This window comes from Brevundimonas sp. (genome assembly GCF_041688735.1).
Classification (GTDB): domain Bacteria; phylum Pseudomonadota; class Alphaproteobacteria; order Caulobacterales; family Caulobacteraceae; genus Brevundimonas.
Window position 1 is genome coordinate 1 of the sequence record NZ_JBDNHO010000078.1, and the last position, 1,333, is coordinate 1,333.

The 1,333-nt window shown below is 62.8% G+C and carries 1 protein-coding gene; it reads left to right on the plus strand.

Annotated elements, in window-relative coordinates; translation table 11 throughout:
* Positions 1-236: 236 nt before the first annotated feature.
* The coding region (locus ACESMO_RS08265; protein ID WP_372707683.1) for an NADP-dependent isocitrate dehydrogenase at positions 237-1,333 on the plus strand (1,097 nt) is incomplete at its 3' end.

A 1,333-nucleotide genomic window follows, 5' to 3' on the forward strand; every position in this document is an offset into this window, starting at 1 on the left:
AAGGCGAGAAACCAGCGGTCGACGAGGGTTCTGGTTTCGGCGTCCATTCGGCATTTCCCCTCGGTTGACGAAGACCTTGCGGTCAGAATGATGCGCCGCCCGGTCGGTTCAGCTTGACCGTGAAAGACTTTTTCGGGGCAGGATTAACGCGCCCGCCCTCGCCCTTTGCGCCCGCCCGCCTGCCCCGCTATACCGCGCGCCATATCCCCAATTCACAGTCAGAGGCGAAAACCCGCATGGCCAAGATCAAGGTCGCCAATCCCATCGTGGACATCGATGGCGACGAGATGACCCGGATCATCTGGCAGATGATCAAGGACAAGCTGGTCTTCCCCTTCCTGGACGTCGATCTCGACTACTACGACCTGTCGATGGAAAACCGCGACGCCACCGACGACAAGGTCACGGTGGACGCGGCCTATGCGATCCAGAAGCACGGCGTCGGCGTCAAATGCGCCACCATCACCCCTGACGAGGCGCGGGTGCAGGAATTCGGCCTCAAGAAGATGTGGAAGTCGCCAAACGGCACCATCCGCAACATCCTGGGCGGCGTGGTCTTCCGCGAGCCGATCATCTGCTCGAACGTGCCGCGTCTGGTGCCCGGCTGGACCCAGCCGATCGTGGTCGGCCGCCATGCCTTTGGAGACCAGTACAAGGCCACGGACTTCCTGGTCCCCGGCCCGGGCAGGCTGATGATGACCTTCACTGGCGACGACGGGAAGGTGATCGAGCACGAGGTGTTCCAGTTCCCCACCGCCGGCATCGCCATGGGCATGTACAACCTCGATGACTCGATCACCGAGTTCGCCCGCGCCAGCCTGGCTTTCGGCCTCGCGCGCAATTTCCCGGTTTATCTGTCGACCAAGAACACCATCCTGAAAGCCTATGACGGGCGCTTCAAGGACATCTTCCAGAAGGTGTTCGACGAGGAGTTCGCCGCCGACTTCAAGGCCAAGGGTCTGACCTATGAACACCGGCTGATCGACGACATGGTGGCCGCCGCCATCAAATGGTCGGGCGGCTTCGTCTGGGCGTGCAAGAACTATGACGGCGACGTGCAGTCCGACGTTGTGGCGCAAGGCTTCGGCTCGCTGGGCCTGATGACGTCGGTGCTGTTGACGCCCGACGGCAAGGTGCTGGAATCGGAAGCCGCCCACGGCACGGTCACCCGCCACTTCCGCCAGCATCAGAAGGGCGAGGCGACCTCGACCAACTCCATCGCCTCGATCTACGCCTGGACGCGCGGCTTCTCGCACCGGGCCAAGCTGGACGACAACGCCGGACTGGCGACCTTCGCCGACACCCTGGAACGCGTCGTCGTCGAAACCGTCGA